At 74.6% G+C, this 15,829-nt stretch carries 14 protein-coding genes; 11 read left to right on the forward strand and 3 right to left on the reverse strand.

The annotated features are described in order from the left end of the window. Nucleotides 1-19 precede the first annotated feature (19 nt). The 5 genes from ACFWUZ_RS12575 to ACFWUZ_RS12595 all read left to right on the forward strand — a co-directional run bounded on the left by ACFWUZ_RS12575 (nucleotide 20) and on the right by ACFWUZ_RS12595 (nucleotide 4,821). Nucleotides 20-862 carry a DUF1295 domain-containing protein gene (locus ACFWUZ_RS12575; RefSeq protein ID WP_384371184.1) on the forward strand — a complete coding sequence of 281 codons (843 nt, stop codon included), beginning with the start codon at nucleotides 20-22 and terminating at the stop codon, nucleotides 860-862. Continuing rightward, nucleotides 859-1,659: an alpha/beta hydrolase gene (locus ACFWUZ_RS12580; protein WP_384371186.1), complete on the forward strand. Its 801-nt coding sequence runs from the start codon at nucleotides 859-861 to the stop codon at nucleotides 1,657-1,659. The genes ACFWUZ_RS12575 and ACFWUZ_RS12580 overlap by 4 nt, the downstream gene beginning before the upstream one ends. A 44-nt stretch (nucleotides 1,660-1,703) precedes the next feature. Next, a complete protein-coding gene (locus tag ACFWUZ_RS12585; protein WP_384371188.1) occupies nucleotides 1,704-3,794 on the forward strand; it encodes a SpoIIE family protein phosphatase in 2,091 nt (696 codons plus the stop codon). Nucleotides 3,795-3,899: 105 nt separating this feature from the next. Further along, nucleotides 3,900-4,352, forward strand: a complete 453-nt coding sequence (locus ACFWUZ_RS12590; RefSeq protein ID WP_384371190.1) for a hypothetical protein — start codon at nucleotides 3,900-3,902, stop codon at nucleotides 4,350-4,352. Nucleotides 4,353-4,476: 124 nt separating this feature from the next. After that, entirely contained in the window at nucleotides 4,477-4,821 is a 345-nt protein-coding gene (locus ACFWUZ_RS12595) for a peptidase inhibitor family I36 protein (RefSeq protein ID WP_384371192.1), read from the forward strand. A 66-nt stretch (nucleotides 4,822-4,887) separates the two neighbouring features. On the opposite strand, the gene ACFWUZ_RS12600 is transcribed toward ACFWUZ_RS12595, so the two are convergent. Next, on the reverse strand, nucleotides 4,888-5,451 hold the full coding sequence (locus tag ACFWUZ_RS12600; RefSeq protein ID WP_384371194.1) for a hypothetical protein: 564 nt from the start codon (nucleotides 5,449-5,451) through the stop codon (nucleotides 4,888-4,890). A 532-nt stretch (nucleotides 5,452-5,983) separates the two neighbouring features. Here ACFWUZ_RS12600 and ACFWUZ_RS12605 point away from each other — a divergent pair. The 5 genes from ACFWUZ_RS12605 to ACFWUZ_RS12625 all read left to right on the forward strand — a co-directional run bounded on the left by ACFWUZ_RS12605 (nucleotide 5,984) and on the right by ACFWUZ_RS12625 (nucleotide 9,491). After that, nucleotides 5,984-6,223: a hypothetical protein gene (locus ACFWUZ_RS12605; protein ID WP_384371196.1), complete on the forward strand. Its 240-nt coding sequence runs from the start codon at nucleotides 5,984-5,986 to the stop codon at nucleotides 6,221-6,223. Nucleotides 6,224-6,276: 53 nt separating this feature from the next. Then, nucleotides 6,277-6,558 carry a DUF6400 family protein gene (locus tag ACFWUZ_RS12610; protein ID WP_384371198.1) on the forward strand — a complete coding sequence of 94 codons (282 nt, stop codon included), beginning with the start codon at nucleotides 6,277-6,279 and terminating at the stop codon, nucleotides 6,556-6,558. Beyond that, nucleotides 6,545-6,802 carry a hypothetical protein gene (locus ACFWUZ_RS12615; protein WP_384371200.1) on the forward strand — a complete coding sequence of 86 codons (258 nt, stop codon included), beginning with the start codon at nucleotides 6,545-6,547 and terminating at the stop codon, nucleotides 6,800-6,802. Before ACFWUZ_RS12610 ends, ACFWUZ_RS12615 begins: the two co-directional genes overlap by 14 nt. A gap of 82 nt (nucleotides 6,803-6,884) precedes the next feature. After that, nucleotides 6,885-8,075: an MFS transporter gene (locus tag ACFWUZ_RS12620; protein ID WP_384371202.1), complete on the forward strand. Its 1,191-nt coding sequence runs from the start codon at nucleotides 6,885-6,887 to the stop codon at nucleotides 8,073-8,075. Between the two features lie 141 nt (nucleotides 8,076-8,216). Beyond that, nucleotides 8,217-9,491, forward strand: a complete 1,275-nt coding sequence (locus ACFWUZ_RS12625) for an ATP-binding protein (RefSeq protein WP_384371204.1) — start codon at nucleotides 8,217-8,219, stop codon at nucleotides 9,489-9,491. A 32-nt stretch (nucleotides 9,492-9,523) separates the two neighbouring features. Here ACFWUZ_RS12625 and ACFWUZ_RS12630 read toward each other — a convergent pair whose 3' ends face one another. Beyond that, the gene (locus ACFWUZ_RS12630) at nucleotides 9,524-10,732 is read right to left on the reverse strand and encodes a cytochrome P450 (RefSeq protein ID WP_384371206.1); all 1,209 of its coding nucleotides are present in this window, start codon (nucleotides 10,730-10,732) and stop codon (nucleotides 9,524-9,526) included. Nucleotides 10,733-11,025: 293 nt separating this feature from the next. Between ACFWUZ_RS12630 and ACFWUZ_RS12635 the strand changes: the two genes are divergently transcribed. After that, on the forward strand, nucleotides 11,026-12,162 hold the full coding sequence (locus ACFWUZ_RS12635) for a tetratricopeptide repeat protein (RefSeq protein WP_384371208.1): 1,137 nt from the start codon (nucleotides 11,026-11,028) through the stop codon (nucleotides 12,160-12,162). A gap of 51 nt (nucleotides 12,163-12,213) precedes the next feature. Here the strand turns inward: ACFWUZ_RS12635 and ACFWUZ_RS12640 are convergent, their stop codons facing one another. Continuing rightward, nucleotides 12,214-15,813: a CHAT domain-containing protein gene (locus tag ACFWUZ_RS12640; RefSeq protein WP_384371210.1), complete on the reverse strand. Its 3,600-nt coding sequence runs from the start codon at nucleotides 15,811-15,813 to the stop codon at nucleotides 12,214-12,216. Between the last annotated feature and the right edge of the window lie 16 nt (nucleotides 15,814-15,829).

Here is a 15,829-nt window from a genome sequence, read left to right on the forward strand (position 1 = left end):
ACGCGACGGAGCGTCCGCGATGAGCGGCGGCGCCTGGCCCGCCTTCGGACTGAACCTGGTGGTGTCCGCCGCCGCGGTCCTCGCGGTGCTCCTCCTGGCCTTCGCCGCGGGCACCGCGCGGCGTCTGCACCGGTACGTGGACGTGGCGTGGGGCCTGGCCTTCGCCACGGTCGCGGGGGTCACGTACGTCCTGTCCTCGGGCCACGGCGACGCCACCGCGAGGATCGTCGCCCCGCTCGCGACGGCCGTGTGGGGGCTGCGGCTCGCCGCCCACATCGCCTGGCGAGGCCGCGGCCACGGTGAGGACCCCCGGTACGAGCGGATGCTGGCCAGGGCCCGCGGCAGCCGCACGGCGTACGCCCTGCGCACGGTGTACCTGCTCCAGGCCGCCCTGGTGTGGCTGGTGTCCCTGCCCGTCCAGGCCGCCCCGTACGCCGGTGTCCCGGTCGGCGGTCTGCTGTGGGCCGGGGTGGCCGTGTGGGCCGCCGGGCTGGCCTTCGAGGCGGTCGGGGACCACCAGCTCGCCCGGTTCAAGGCCGACCCGGCCCACCGCGGCCGGATCATGGACCGGGGCCTGTGGGGCTGGACCCGCCATCCCAACTACTTCGGTGACTTCCTCGTGTGGTGGGGCATCTACCTGATGGCCTGCGCCACCTGGCGGAGCGCGGCGCTGTGCCTGGTGTCCCCGGTGGTGATGAGCCTGCTGCTGACCCGCGGCAGCGGCAAGCGCCTGCTGGAACGCCATCTGGCCGACCGCCCCGGCTACGCCGCGTACACGGCCCGGACCAGTGGCTTCGTACCGCGACCCCCGCGCGGCCCGCGGGGGCGGACCGGACCGGGGAGCGGGGAGGCCACGGGATGAACGCCGGCAGCCCGGCGGCACGGGCCGGCGGGGGCGGCGCCCTGGTGGTGCGGCGGGATCCGCCGCGGCCGCGGGCGGCGGTCCTCTTCCTGCACGGCGGTCGCGCGGACGCCCTGGAGGCGCCGCCCGCCCTGAACGCGCCGGGCGTCCGCACGGCCCTCTTCGCGTCGGCCCTCATCCGTGCGACCCGAGGGGACCGGATCGCGGTCGCCCGCGTCCGCTACCGCCACCGGGGATGGAACGGCACGCGGGAGGACCCGGTGCACGACGCCCGCGAGGCGCTGGGCGAGCTGGTCCGGCGGATGGGCGAGGTTCCGGTGGTTCTGGTGGGCCACTCCATGGGAGGGCGGGCCGCCCTGCGCGTCGCCGGCCGTCCGCAGGTGTGCGGGGTCGTCGCCCTCGCGCCCTGGTGCCCGCCGCACGAGCCGGTGGCCCAGCTGCGCGAGCGGTTCGTCGCGGTCCTCCACGACCAGGGCGACCGGGTCACGTCCGCCGAGGAGTCCTGGGAGTTCCTGGAGCGGGCCGCGGCGGCCGGGGCGCGCACCCTGGGGGTCCGCATGCCGGCGGGCGGCCACGGGATGCTGCGCGACGCCCGGACGTGGCACGGCGTCGCGACGTCCCTGGCCCTCGGCATGCTGGGCCTGGCCCCCCTGCCGTCCGCGCTGACGGGCGCGGCGCCGGGGCCGGTCGTCCTGGGTCCGGCGGCACTCGTCCGGAGGCACGCGGGTGCGCCCGGGGGCCGTGGGGGCGACGATGAGGGGTGTGGAGGAAGCGCAGCCGCCGGCCGCGGCGGGTGAGCGTCCGCAGGCTCTGAACGCGGCCCGGGAGGGGCGGGTGGCGGATGGCTGAGGAGATGCCGTTCGAGGATCTGGTCAGCGGCGCCGCCCAGGACGCGGGAGGCTGGCTCGGCGCCCTCCGGGTGGCGTTGCTGGCCACCAGCGGCGACGGCCAGATCGTGCGCTGGAACCAGGGTGCGCAGGAACTCCTGGGCTACGCCCCTCCGCAGGTGCTCGGTCGGCACATCTCCGACCTGCTCCATCCGGGGGCCGACCGGAGCCTGGGCCGGTCCCTGTGGGAGACGGCCGCCTCCGGGCGCGGGGTGATGGGTACGGTCACCGCCTGGCACCGCGACGGCCACCCCCTGGAACTGGAGATCTGGGCCTGCCCCGTGCCCGACCGGCGCCACGGTGCCTCGGCGGTGCTGGTCTTCGCCGCCGACGCCCACGCGGCCCGCCGCATCCGGGGGTCCTCGGCGGTCTGGGACGGGCTGTTCGAGCGCTCGCCGGTCGGTATCGGCGTCCTCGACACCCAGCTGCGCTTCCTTCAGGTCAATGCGGCCCTGGAGGCGATGAACGGCCTCGCGGAGTCCGCCCACGTGGGCCGGCGGCTGGCCGAGGTGCTGCCCGAGGTGAACGCCGGCGAGATGGAGGCGGCGATGCACCAGGTCCTGGAGACGGGTGAACCGGTCCTCGACCGGCGCCGCACCGGCCGGACCCCGGCCGATCCGGAGCACGACCGGGTGTGGTCGTGCTCGTACGTGCGGGTGCAGGACCCCGGTGGCCGGCCGATCGGTGTGATCGCCTCCCTGCTCGACATCACCGCGCAGCAGCGCGACCACACCGAGGCCGAGGCGGGCCGGCGCAGGCTGGCCCTGCTCAGCGAGGCGAGTTCCCGCCTGGGTGCCAGCCTCGACCTGGAGCGCACGGCGCAGGAGCTGGCCGACCTCGCTGTCCCGCACCTCGCCGACGCGGTGACCGTCGACGTCCTGGACGTCCTCGCGCGCGGCGACGAACCGGGGATGGGGCTGGTCGGCGGCACCGCTCTGCGGCGGCTGGGCAAGGCGCCGCTGACGGGGTCCGAGGTGACCCGTGTCCTCGCGCCGCTGGGCAGGACCCTCACCTTCCCGGCGACCGCTCCCTACACGCAGGCCCTCTCGTCCCGGCAGCCCTACCTGGTCTCCCGCCTCGACGCGGAAGCGGTCGCGCCGGCCGCCCGCCACACGGCCAAGCCGGCCCAACTGCTGGAGACCGGCGTGCACTCGTTCCTGATGATCCCGCTGGTGGCCCGGGAAGTGGTCCTCGGCGTCGCCGCCTTCTACCGCACCGGGCAGGCCGGTCCCTTCGGCTCCGACGACGTCACCCTGGCGGGCGAACTCGCCGCCCGGGCGGCGATCAGCATCGACAACGCGCGGCTCTACCACCACGAGCACGAGACCGCGGTCGTGCTCCAGCGCAGCATGCTGCCCCAGCACGTCACTGCGCCGCCCGGCATCGAGATCGCGCACCGCTACCTGCCGGCCAGCGACGTCAACGAGGTCGGCGGCGACTGGTACGACGTCCTGCCCCTCACGGGCGGCCGGGCCGGCCTCCTCATCGGGGACGTGATGGGCCACGGCATCGCCGCGGCCGCGGTCATGGGCCGCCTCTCCGCGACCGTACGGGCCCTCGCCCGCCTCGACATGCCCCCGACCGAGCTGCTGCACCACCTGGAGGCGACCCTGGCCGATCTGGCGGAGCCGATGCTCGCCACCTTCCTGTACGTGGTGTGCGACCCCGTCACCGGGCACTGCACGGTCACCCGCGCCGGGCATCCGCCCCCGGCCGTGGCCGAACCCGACGGCACCGTCCGCCTGGTGACGACCCCGCCCGGCGTCCCACTGGGGGTCGGCGGCATCGCTTTCACCACCACCGCGTTCACCGTGCCCTTGGGCAGTGTCCTCGTGCTCTACACCGACGGCCTGATCGAGGCCCGCAGCAGCGACATCGACGACCGGCTGGGGGAGCTGACCGCTCTGCTCGGCCAGCCGCAGCAGCCGCTGGACCATCTGTGCGACTCGCTGATCGCGCACCTGGTCCCGGCGTCCGCCGACGACGACATCGCCCTCCTCGCGGCGCGCATCGGCTCGACGAGCCCGCGGGCCGCCGTGCCGTGACCGGCGGTCCCGGAGGTGTCGTACGGCACTGCCCGTGCAGGCCCCCGATCCGCTACCTTGAACGCGTTCAGACCAAGGTTCGGGGCAGTAGGACGTGGGGCGGCCATGAAGACCAGCGCGGTGACCCGCAGAGGCGCGCACGAGGGCGCCGTCGACCCGACCGCGGATCGGGCCCATCCGTGGCAGTTCGCGCTGGTGGTGACCGCCGCGATGGCGCCCGTGGCGCCGGGGCTGGCGTTCAGCCGCTACACCGAGGGCTTCGCCTACCCGGTGACGTTCTCCGTGACGGCCGCCCTGGTCGCGCTGCCGCTGTTCCTCCACCGGCGCCGGGCCGGGTTCGTGCGCGCCGCGGCGACCGTGGGGGCCGTCATGGTGCCGTGGTCCCTCCTCGGCTCCCTGGGCGGGCTGGGGGTCTTCTTCCTGTCGGTCCCCCTGCTGTGGGCTGCCGCCGCGGCGGATCCGCGCCGCAGGCCGGCGGCCGCCGCCGTACTGGCCGCCGGCGGGGTCCTGCTGGCGGTGGCGATGGTGGCCGTGCCCGGCTTCTGGTGGCGGCGCTGAACCGGCCGGCATCGCACCGGGCGGCGCGTGCGGTCCCGCGGCCGGGTTCCGATGTCGGTGTTCCCCCACATTCATGCGCCCGTACGAGGACGATGGGAGGACTGACGCGACGAGGAGGAATCCTGTGAAGGCACGTCACTTACGCACCTTGCTGCTCGCCGGGGCCGTGGTGGTGACCACGCTCGGTTCCGCCACACCGGCCCAGGCCCTGCCCTCCTGCCCGAGCAACGCGATCTGCCTGTGGAGGCACCAGGACGGGAACGGGGAGCGCTACGTCTGGCGCGGCGGGTACGTGGACCTGCCGAGCCGCTTCACCGACCACGTCGGCTCCTTCCGGGCGAACCGGAGCGGAGCCTTCATCGACTGGGCGAACGGCAAGGAATGCCGTGCGGTCCGGGCCGGGGACTACGCCAGCAACTACAGCGGCCGCTTCGGCTCGAAGATCGACGCCGTGGGCAACACCTGCTGACACCGGACGCGCGGCAAGCCTGCCGCAGGCCTGCCACCGTGCTGCCTCAGTCCTGAAGGGCTCGCGTCAGCGGGCGCGGCGCGGCCCGCCCCGGTGGGGACCTCCGCGCTGCGGACGCCTGCGCGCCACAGCCTCGGGAGCCGCCTCCGGGGAGGAGAAGCCGCCGGGGACGGCGACGCGGGCCGGGGCCGTCTCGGCCGGGACTTCCGGGGCGGGGGCCGCCGCGGGCGCGGCTCCGGCGCCCGCCTGACGGCGGGCGCTCCCGAGGATGACGGTGTGGGAGATCAGCGGAGCGCAGGCCTGGCAGATCTCGGCGAGCGTCCACACCTGCCCCACGACGGGGTTGTGGATGAGGACGAGCAGCGGAACACCGGTGCAGGCGGTCCTGCTGTTCTCGTGGTAGGCGCATTCCGCAGCTCGGCAGGCGCATCCGGCGTTCGGCCGGACGGTCGCGAGGCGGGCGTGGGCCCGGACGTGCTCGGCGGCGAACCGCCGCATGGCCGCGGTGTCCTTGGAGCGGGGCGGCATCCGGCAGGCCTCGGTGCTGCAACTGACGGAGACGGTGTGGTCGCCGTGACCGGTGAGCCGGACGGTCCAGGTCCGTCCGGCGACACGGGAGGCAGGAATCATGGTCAAAGGGGTGCCGTCCGTTCACATTTGCGGTGGTGTGCCCACTGTTCGGCGGTTTCGCGCAGAGGGTGTCACACGGCCTCGGTCAGTCTGGCGCGGGCGCGTGTTGACGGGCGGGGCTCGAAGGTGAACGTCGCGCCGAGAGGCGGACACACGGTGACCGAACACGGCCTACTGCCTTTTTCGCACGTGCCGGGTCGACTGTCAACGGCGCCGGACGGCGGGGCCCCGGATCGGTGACTGACGGGGCGTCCGGGACGGGCACAGGGGTGAAGACGTTCTCATCGTGACAGGTCAGACGGTGATTCCGCAGGACGGACAGCACAGCCGAATGCCCCTGTTCGGGCACCTGTACGGCTTTCGGAATCACCGTCCTGACGCACACGACGACCATCAGCCACGCCGCGGTCCTGCGAGCCCGGGTGGCCCTCCTCGGTTCGGAGGCGCTGCCCGTCCGGTTACAGGTCGCCGCCTACCGCATCCTCGTCCACCGCCCGGCACGGCCCCGGCCCTGCGGGCCGGGTCCGACCTCATGGACCCGCGCGGCGAACGCGCCGCCGTGGACGAGGAGATGGCCGTCCTCCAGGCCGAAGCCCCGGACCGGGAACGGTTCGAGGCGCGCGCCGCGGCCGTACCGCCGGCCGGGGAACTCGGCCGGTCAGTCCTCGAACGGATCCTCCGGGGGCGCGACCGTGCCGACGCGGCCGGACAGGCCGATGACGGCCGGGGCCCGGTGGCGGTGGCCCAAGGAGAGCCCGGAGGCCCGCTGTGACTCCGCACACCCTCCCTTGACCCAGGAAGGAAGGCATACCTAAGTTCGCTCCCATGACCCCGCACCGCCCCACGCCCCCCACCGGTCCGGACGACGCCTCGGGCCCCGCCCTGGCGGACTTCTCCGTCGACCTCACCTCCCACGAGGTGCTCCGCCGCGCCCAGGTGATGGCCGCCCTCGGCCCCGACTGGGACCCGGTCGGGGTATTGCGGGGCGAGGACGAGGCGTACCGGCTGCTGTACTCCGGGCTCGACGAGCAGCAGCAGCGCGTGTACGAGGACCTGGTCGCAGCCGGTGTGCTGCCGGGGCGCGGTGGCGGCCATGCTGCCGCTTGACCCGCAGGCGGACCCCGGGCGCCGCGCCTGGGTGGCCTGCCCGAGCTGTCACGACAGCCGTGACTGCGAGCCGTGCGGGGAGCGGCGCACCTGCTCCCGGCACTGGCGGTACATGCTCTCCAACAGCGGCAGCCTGCTCCACCTCCAGTGCCCCGGATGCCTGCACGTCTGGGCCCACGAGACCGGCTTCGGAGCCACCCGTTCCCTGTGGAGCCGCGTCACCGCCGGCCTGCCCCGGCTCTGACCCCCCGCGCCGCCCCGGCCTCCGGCGCGCCGTCGGGCGCCCTGCCGGGCCCGGGCGGGCGCGCGGGGTTACCGTCGGCGGCATGGACGGTGATCGCCGAGGGTGGCTGCTGTGTCTGCTCAGCGGGGCGGTGTTCGCCGTGTGCATGGCCGGCACCACCCTGCCGACCCCCCTCTACGGTCTCTACCAGGAGAAGTTCGGCTTCTCCGAGCTGATCGTGACCGTCGTCTACGCCGTGTACGCCTTCGGGGTCATCGGCGTGCTGCTGCTGGCCGGCGACGCCTCGGACGCCGTGGGCCGGCGGCCGGTGCTCCTCGCGGGACTGGGCTTCTCCGCGCTGAGCGCGGTCTGTTTCCTGTGCGCCACCGGGCTCGGCTGGCTGTACGCGGGGAGGCTGCTGTCGGGTCTCTCCGCCGGCCTGTTCACCGGGGCCGCCACGGCGTACGTGATGGAGCTGGCTCCGCGCGGCGGCACCTCCCGGGCCACCTTCGTGGCGACGGCCGCCAACATGGGCGGGCTGGGCTGCGGCCCGCTGCTCGCCGGGATCCTCGGGCAGTACGCCCCCTGGCCGCTGTACCTGTCGTTCGCCGTGCACCTGGCGCTCGTGGCCGCCTCGGCCGTGGTGCTGGCGCGGCTTCCGGAGACGGTGCGGGAGCGGCGGCCGCTGAGTACCGTACGCCCCCAGAAGCCCGCCCTGCCCGCGCAGGTCAGGCCGGTGTTCGGGCCCGCGGCGGCCGCCTCGTTCGTGGGGTTCGCGCTGTTCGGGGTGTTCACCTCGGTCAGCCCGGCCTTCCTCGCGCAGTCGCTGGACGTGCACAACCGGGCCGTGAGCGGGCTGGTGGTGGCGCTGGCCTTCTTCGCCTCGACCGCCGGGCAGCTGCTGGTCGGCCGGTTCGGGGTGGGGCGGTCGCTGCCGCTGGGCTGCGTGGGGCTCCTCGCCGGACTGGCCCTGCTCGCGGGCGCACTGTACTGGGACCTGCTGGCACTGGTGGTGCTGAGCGCGGTCGTCGGCGGGTGCGGGCAGGGGCTCGCGTTCCGCGGGGCGCTGTCGGCGGTGGCCGGGGCCTCCCCCGCGGACCGGCGCGCCGCGGTGATCTCCACCCTGTTCGTGGTGGCGTACGCGGGCATCTCGGTGCCGGTGATCGGGGTGGGGGTGCTGGCGGGTCCGATGGGCCTCGAGGGTGCGGGGCTGGTGTTCATCGCGTGCATGGCCGTCCTCGTCTCGACGGCGGGCGTCTACCTGCTGCGCCGGCCGGTGGCCGCGGGGAACTGAACCGGTGCCCCCGGGCTCCGGGGCCGGATCTGCCACGGTCCCTCCCGGTATGATCACCGGGCCGGTTCCCGGGCGTGACCTCCCGCGGACCTGCGGCACGAGGGACGGGAACACGGGGCGAGGACAGTTCGGGGGCATCGGGTGGGTCTGCGGCTCAAGATCGGGGCGACGATCGCGGCGACCGCCGCCACCGCGGTGTTCATCACCGCGGTGCAGGTGCCCCTCCTGCTCAACGACCGGGAGCGGGACACCGCCGACGATCGGCTGAGGTTCGTGGAGCGGAACTACGTGGAGTCCGGGAAGACCGCCTTCGGAGCGGAGTTCGATCCCCCCGGCATACCGGCGCCCCTGCGCGAAGCGCTCGCCAAGGGGCGCCGGGCCACGCATGTGGAGGACGGCCCGGACGGCCGTTGGATCTGGGCCGGCACGACCGTGGACGGCCGCTACCTGGTCATGAACACCAGGGTCCAGCCCATCATCGGCGAGCTGGAAGAGGTGATGTGGAAGTCCGGGACCGTGGGTGTCGGCGTCGCCGGCCTGATCGGGGTCGCGGTGGCGGCCCGCTTCGGCCGCAGGCTGCGGAGGTCCGCGCGGACCGCGGAGCGGATCACCGGCGGTGAGCTGACGGCCCGCCTGCCGGAGGGCGGACGCGACGAGATCACCGCCCTCGCCCGCGCCGTGAACACCATGGCCGAGACCCTCGGCGGCCGCCTGCAGTCCGAACGCGAGGTGACCGCGAACATCGCGCACGAACTGCGCACCCCCGTCGCGGGACTGGTCGCGGCCGCCGCACTGCTGCCCGACGGCAGGGCCGAGAACATGGTCAAGGAACGGATCGGCAGGCTCCGGGACCTGATGGAGGACGTCCTGGAGGTCGCCCGGCTCGACAACGAAGGCGAAGAGGCCGAGCTCCGCTGGGTGGAGAGCGGCCTCCTCGCCCGGCGGGCGGCGCGGGCGGCGCTGGAAGGACGGACCGTCCCCGGTGAACCGGAACCCGACCTGCGGGTGGTGACGGTCGAGGACGCCCTCGTGCACACCGATCCACGGCGCGTGGAACGCGTGCTGACCAACCTCGTGACCAACGCGTTGCGCCACGGGGCCCCGCCCGTCCTGGTCGAGGTGACGGGTCCGGTGGTGCGCGTACGCGATCACGGGCCGGGCTTCCCGGCCCACCTGCTCTCCTGCGGCCCCCAGCGTTTCCGTACGGACACGGCCGGGACGGGCCTGGGCCTCGGACTGACCATCGCCGCCGGACAGGCCCGGCTCATCGGGGCCGGGCTCCGGTTCGGGAACCCGGAGGGCGGGGGCGCGGAGGCCGTCCTCGATCTGGGGACGGCCAGGCCCCTGGACGCCCCGGACGAGGACGCCGCCGGTGCGCCCGGTGACTCCCGTGAGGCCGGCCAACCGGCCGGGTGACCCGCCGGCCCCGGCCGTCCCGGGGGCACGTGTCACCAGCGGACGGGAAGCTCCCTGACGCCCCTGATCAGCATGCCGGGGACCCAGGCCAGGGTCGCCTCGTCGGCCTCGCCGGCGAGGTCCGGGAAGCGCTCCAGCAGCGAACGGAGCGCGATGCGCCCCTCCAGCCGGGCCAGTGGCGCGCCCAGGCAGTGGTGCAGCCCGTGCCCGAAGGCGATGTGGCCCCGGGCGTCCCGCCGGATGTCGAAGCGGTCCGGTTCCTGGAAGCGTGACGGGTCGCGGTCCGCGTCGGCCATGGCGATCAGGACCGCGGAACCCTTCGGGATCACCGCCCCGCCCATCTCCACGTCCTCCAGGGCGAGTCGCTCGGTGCAGGTCTCCACCGGGCCGTCGTAGCGCAGCATCTCCTCGATCGCCCCGTCCAGCAGGCCGAAGTCGGCGCGGAGGTCGGCGAGCTGGTCGGGGTGGGCGAACAGGGCCCGCATCCCGTTGCCGATCATGTTGACCGTGGTCTCGTGCCCGGCGATGAGCAACAGGACGCTCATGCCGATCAGTTCGGCCGGTGAAAGGCGGTCGCCGCCCTCGTCGACGGCGTGGATCATCGCGCTGAGCAGGTCGTCCCCGGGGGCGGCGCGCTTGGCATCGATGAGCCCGGTGAGGTAGCGGGGCATCTCCGCGTACGCGACGGCCTCGGCCTCGGGACTGGTGCGGGCGACCATCTCGCTGGACCAGCCGCGGAAGGCCTCGCGGTCCAGCTCGGGCACACCGAGCAGTTCGCAGATGACGGTCATCGGCAGCGGGAAGGCGAAGGCGTTCACCAGGTCGCCCCGGCGCTCCTCGTTCGCATCCATCGCGTCCAGCAGTTCGTCGGTGACCTGCTGGATGCGCGGGGCCAGCGTCTCGATGCGGCGCGGGGTGAACTCCCGGGCCACCAGGCGGCGCAGACGCGTGTGGTCCGGCGGGTCGGACATCAGCATGTGCGCGAGCGCCGGGTGGTCCTGGTCGGCGTTGATGATCTGGCTCATGTCGCCGGACCTGCGCCAGTCCCGGCTCAGCCGCGGATCGGTGAAGGCCGTGCGGCAGGCCTCGTGTCCGACGACGAGCCACATCTCCTCGTCGTCGGGCGTGCGGACGTGGTGGACGGGCCCCTGTTCCCGGAGCTTCGCGTAGACCGGGTACGGATCACGGACGAAGTCCGGGCTGATCTCCAGCAGATCGACAATGGCAGGCTGAAGTGCCATTCCATTCCCCCTGAATCGAATGCGTCGAGCGGTCACACGTTGGTCGCGTGCTGTCCTCCACAGTAGTCGCGCCTCCTCCCGGCCGGACGACCGGTATCTGTCCGACGCGGCTCTGACCTCGCAGAACGCGCGCGGGCCCGGGCGGGGACGAGGCGGCGGGACGCCTCGGTCACCACCGCGCCGCCTCCTCTCCCCGTCTGCCCGCACCCGGCGGAGTGACCCTGTCCCCGCACGAGCCGTTGGGCCACCATGGAAGGACGGCCGGAGGCCGTGCCACAGGAGGGGGCCGGGCGATGAGCGGTGGATGGCGGGCGCTGGGGCGGCGGTTGGGACTGGGGCGGCGGGGCGGGGCAGCCGGGCCCGCAGATGTGCAGACCACGGGGAACGACGACGAGGGCGACCTTCCCGTCATCAGGATCACCGTGAAGGTGACGCCCGAGGAGATGGCGCGCTGGGCGCTGAGCGCCGCGGAGGAGGACAAGGGCGCGCGCCACCCCGACACCTTCACCGCCGCGTACGAGCTGGCGCAGGTCCTGTGGCGCCAGGGCGCCGCCGAGGAGGCGATGGAACTGCTGCGCCACGTCGTGGCGGGGCGCCGGGCCGTGCTCGGGCACGGCCACCCGGACACCCTGGCGGCGACCTCCTACCTGGGCAGGTCACTGGAGAAGCGGGGTGAACTGGCGGAGGCCGAGCAGCTGTTGCGGATGGTGTGGACGGAGCACCGCCGTACCTCGGGCGAGGCGCACCGGGAGACCCTGGCGAGCCTCGCCGTGGTGGCCCGCATCACGCTCCGGCTGGACCGGCCCGCCGAGGCCGAGCGGCTGGCCCGGCAGGCGCTGGCCGGCCGGGAGCGGGTGCTGGGCCCCGATCACCGCGACACCCTGGGCACCCGCAACATCCTGGCGGGCACGCTGCGCGCTCAGGGCCGGCTGGAGGATGCCGAGCGCCTGTACGGGCAGGTCGGGAAGGACGCCGCCCGGCTTTTCGGCGCGGAGGACGAACTGAGCCTGAACGCGCACTCCAACCGGGCCTCGGTCCTCGCGCACCAGGGCCGTTTCGACGAGGCGGAGCGGCTCTACCGGCCGGTGGTGGCCCTCCGGGTCCGCACCCGGCCGGGGCACGAGGACACCCTGTGGGCGCAGCACAACCTGGCCTCCATCCTGGCCGGCGGGGGCAAGCTGGGCGAGGCCGAGACGCTGATGCGCTCCGTGGTGGAGGGCCGCGCGGACCTCTTCGGCGACGACCATCCGGAAACCCTGCACAGCGTCAACAGCCTGGCCGCGATGCTGCACAACCAGGGACGCCGTGCGGAGGCGGAGGTCCTGTGCCGCAAGGTCCTCGCCGGGACCGAGCGCAGGTTCGGCCCCGGGGACCCGCGGACCGCCGAGGCACGGGAGAACCTCCGCGTCGTGCGCGCGGGCCTCGGCTGAGGAGCATCCGTACCGCTGGGAAGCTCCGTACCGCTGGGGACCGCCGGTCCGTCACACCCCGACGTGGACGTACGAGGCCCAGAGGGACGGGAACCAGAGGTACCGGGCGTGCAGTCCGGTCACGGCAGCGTGCAGGGCCGAGGCCACGTGGTCGCCGCCTGCGGCCGCTCCGGCGGGCGCGTGCGGGCCCTGTCCGAGGGCCGCGTAGAAGGCTTCGGCCACTTCGGGCGCCAGTTCGTCGGCCACGGGCCACAGGGTGCCCACCACGTGCCGGAAGCCGGCCAGCTGGAAGGCTCCGGTGATGTGGATCGCCTCGTCCACCAGGTCCTGCCGGGTGGCGGAGGTCGCGCACGCCGAGAGGAAGGCCAGGTGCGCACCGTCGAGCCGCAGTCCGGCGACGTCCCTGACGGTCAGCGGGCGCGCCGCGTGGTCGTGCGTCAGGATCCGGCACGCCGACGGGTCCTGTGGGTCGGCCACGGCGTGGCAGGCGAAGTGGGCGGAGGGGGCGTGCCGCAGGGCTTCCAGCACGCTGTCCCGGGTCGCCGCCTCGTCGGTGAGGGCGACGGGCGGCCCCGCGGGCCCGGCCAGGTGGCGGCCGACCGTGCGGGCCTCGGCCTCCGCGTTCGGCAGCGCACCCGCACCCGGGGTGCGGGACATGGTGACGACCAGCGGTCGCGATCCCGGCGGGGCGGCGGGCGTCCGCCGGTCCCGGGCGTGGTGCAGGGCGGCGACGGTCGGTGTGTACGAGGACACGACCCGGTCCAGCGCGCAGCGCGGGCGGTCCGGAGCGGAGCGCGGGCCGTGGTAGCCGGCCGCGTGCAGGGGGAGGAAGGCCAACGGCCCCTGCGGGCACCACCAGACGCGCCGGGGAGTCGTGCCGGAGCCTGCGGGCGCGGTGGCGCCGAGGTGTTCGAGCACGGGCCCGGTGACCGTGTCCCACAGCCACTCCAGCAGTTCCGCGACGGTCTCCTCGCGGGCCTGCCGCGCGGTGAGTCCGCCCGTGCCCGAGGGGGTGTGGGTGGCGGTGAGGAACTGGGCGACGCGGCTCTGGACCTCCTCGGCCGTGGTCCTCAGCGGAAGGACGTCGACGGTGCCGCCGGCCACGATCACCGCGTCGCACCGGACGCTGATGTTGATCACCACGACCGGGCCTTCGCCGGCCCTCCCCACGATCTCCGCGGCGTCCGGGGGGCGCAGGAAGCCGGCCATGCCCGGCACCGCGCGGATCCGGGCGAGGAGCGGGTCCCATGCGGCCTCGCGGACCCGCATCCGTTCGGCTGCCTCCAGTGCCCGTCCTCCGGGGTGGGGGGAGGCTGTGAGCGGGTCCGGGTCCTGGGCGTCGCGCAGCCGTACGAAGCGGTCGGCCAGCTCCGGTGCGCGTTCCCGGAGCCGTGCCACATCGGTGTCGCGGGAGCGCAGCAGGCGGCCGAGGAGCACGCCGCGCCCGTGTTCCAGGACTTCCAGGGCCTGTTCGGGCCGGCCGGCCTGGAGTGCGTAGGCGGCGGCCTCGGCGGCGAGGCCGTGCTCGCGGGCCAGGACGTACTGCTGGTCCGTGCGGGTCAGGTCGCGGGCGGCCAGCCGCGGCAGCAGCCGGACCGCTTCCGTGAGCCAGTACCGGGCGCCCTCCCAGTCGTGGCGCGTGCCGCAGACCTGCCCCAGGGTGGCCCGGGCGCGCAGCCGGGAGTGGACGGGCGCGGCGTCCACCGCGACGGCTCCGCGGGCCACCTCGTAGGCCTCGTCCAGCAGCCGCTCGTCCTCCGTGGCCAGGGACAGCTTGTGCAGGGCCTCGGCGAGCGCGCTGCGCGAGGAGATCTGTGCGGGGTGGCCGGCCGGATAGTTGTCGACCAGCTCGCGCAGCAGGTCCACGCACTCCCCCAGGTCGGCGACGTCGCCCAGGGCCTCTGCACGTGAGCGCAGGGCCTCCGCCAGCTGGTGGACGGTGATCCGGCGCTGGTCCGAGCGGCCCGGCCGCAGGGCCAGGACCTGGCGCAGCAGCCCCACGGCCTCGTCCGCGTCGGCGGAGTCGGCGGAGTCGGCGCGGCCGTCGGCGTCGTGGCGCAGCCGGAGCAGGAGGGCCAGGTTCGCGAGCAGGGCGGGCCGGTCGAGCGCGCCGGCCGGGGACACCGCGAGGGACTCGCGCTGGGTCGTGACCGCTTCGTCGAGGTGGGGGCGGTGGCCGGTGTGTTCCCAGCGGGCCAGTTGGGCGCTGCTGAGGGTGGCCAGGACGGGCACGCGGTCCGGGCTCGCGGGCGGCAGGGACGCCAGGGCGTGCAGGAGGCGGCCGGTGCACTCGTCGAGGTCGGCGAGGTCGTGCTCGGCCTGGAAGCGTTCCAGCAGGCTCTGGCCGAGGGCCGTGTGCAGGGCCGGGTAGTTGCGGTCCTCCGGCGGGGCGTGGCGTACGGCCTCCCACCGCAGCGCGATGGCTTCGTCCAGGTCGGCCGGGGAGCCGGTGCGCCGGTGGCGGCGGAGCAGCTGGGCGGCGAGTTCGGAGGCGGCTGCCCTGGAGTTGTCCTCCACGTCCTCGTGGAGGTCGAACGCGACGAGGGCTTCCCGGAGCCGGGCGACGGCCGACTCCAGGTCGGCCGGGTCGTCGGTGAGTTCGTGGCGCCCGGCGTGCGCCTTGCCCAGTTCGCACAGGATCACGCCGCGGTTGATGTCGTCGCGGGGCAGCGCGTGCGCGGCCGCCTCCAGCGTCGCCACGGCCCAGTCCGCCCACCCGACGCGGCCGGAGTGCTCGGCTCGCTGCAGCGCGAGGTCCGACACCCGGACCGTCACCATCAGGCGGTAGGTGTCGTCGAAGGAGTCCTCCGGGTCGTCCGCCTCCAGCAGCTGTCGCAACAGCGTGATGGCCTCGTCCAGTTCGCCGAGCCTTCCGTCGATCAGGAACAGGTCCGTGAGCCGCGCGGCCAGGTTCAGGACGTGCTGCCACGGCTGGGTGCCGCCGGCCCGGAGGATGTCTCCGCGTGTCCTGCGCAGCAGGTCGACGGCTTCTTCCAGCGCCGCCCGGTCCCCGGTGAGCCGGTTCCACTGCACGAGGTAGGCGGCCAGGTTGGTCCGTCGGACCCCCTCTTCCGGGCTGCCGGGCGGGGTCCGGTCCAGGGCGAGGCGCTGCACGGAGACGGCTTCCCGCACGAGCGCGGGGTCGCCGGTGAGGTCGTGGAGCTCGTCCAGGGTCTCGGCGAGGCCGCCGAGCTGGGTGGCCCGTTCGGAGGGCATCGCCGGCGGCAGGGCCGCGGAGCGGCGCAGCAGCTCGGCGGCCTCTACCAGTGCCCCGGGTTCGCCGGTGTGCTGGTGGAGCCTGCGCAGGGCGCGGCCCAGGCTGTACAGGTAGGTTTCGAGGTACGGCTGCGACGCGGGGGTGACATCGATGGCGCGCCGGTAGACGTCGACGGCCCGCCGGAGCGTGGGCAGGTCGCCGGTGTGCCGGTACAGCTGGTCCTCCGCGTTGGCGAGGTTCCGTAACAGCACGTCCCGCGCGGGGCTCCGTTCGGACACGGATTCGACGACCACCAGGTGGAGGTCACGGGCGCGGCGGAGGGCGGCGACGTCCCCGGTGCGGTGGTAGTGCTCCATCTCCGCGAGGCCGCGGCGGTGGAGCTCGTCGAGGGACTCCCCGGCCGGTCGCGGGGGGCGGGGCGCGTCATCAGCCATAGCGGTCACGATACGG

Source organism: Streptomyces sp. NPDC058646, from assembly GCF_042716875.1.
GTDB lineage: Bacteria > Actinomycetota > Actinomycetes > Streptomycetales > Streptomycetaceae > Streptomyces.